The sequence below is a fragment of the Stutzerimonas stutzeri genome (assembly GCF_024448935.1).
In the GTDB taxonomy this organism is placed as follows: Bacteria; Pseudomonadota; Gammaproteobacteria; order Pseudomonadales; family Pseudomonadaceae; genus Stutzerimonas; species Stutzerimonas stutzeri_AO.
In genome coordinates, this window is the sequence record NZ_JAMOIE010000255.1 from 1 (window position 1) to 866 (window position 866).

Annotated in this window: 1 pseudogene; it reads left to right on the plus strand. The window is 54.4% G+C overall.

What is annotated here, in order from left to right:
- Positions 1-537: 537 nt before the first annotated feature.
- A pseudogene (locus NA637_RS25210) lies at positions 538-866 on the plus strand (hypothetical protein); the annotation flags it as partial.

The window sequence follows — 866 nt, forward strand, 5'->3', positions numbered from 1 at the left end:
GGGGGCATGCCGAGATAAGGCAAAAATTAGGACATTCGTTCTGTAACCTGCTGTATCTAAAGGATTAACTTTGAGAGGCGCTGCTCAGTAGTGGCGGCTAAATATTGATCAATTATCTATGCCGAGATAATTGCAGATAATTCCCGCCGTCCGTACCCAGCGCGAGTTCATAAGATTGGAGAAATGCCGAGTTAGAGGGCCTGCGAACAGCTTTGGTCGAGGCTTTGCGCTTCGACGCATAACGGCTGCTTAGTACTGGGGGCTCTCCCAGAAGCGACAAAGGCGGCCTCAACGAGACCGCCTCAAACCAAGTTTCATCACCGGTACACGCACCCGGGAGAGGAAGCTCTTGGGCAGGTTTCAATAATAACACCGATCAAAGCGTCACTGCCAAAGCCCTCTCGCACTGCCGAGTAGCCTTCAGATAGTGTTCATTCGCTCTCTCTCGAAGCTACGGTGCGGATGGTTCGAGACCATCATGCGCAAACTCGGGGCCAAGATGACATTATCAAATGGCCAATTATCCTGGAGGCAGTTATGGAAAGGCTCCGCGAAAAACTGGATTTGCCGAGAGGCCACTACTATCTGCACGTCGCCGTACTGGCGGGCCTGCCGGTGTCGTTGATCTCCGATTTGGCAAGCGAGTTGGAGCGATCGCCAGCGCAGATCGCGCAGTGGATCACTGCGTCCCCCGGCAGTGCCGTGATGTCTATACAGGCTGGTGAGGTGTTCTGTCGTCTTATCGAGATCCTCGATGCGCTATTGGAGCTGTACGATGGGGATCTAGGAGGTGCGCTCCACTGGCTAACGGCACCGAATGTCGTGCTGTCCAATGAGAGGCCGGTCGAGGGGGTTTGGGGAGCAAC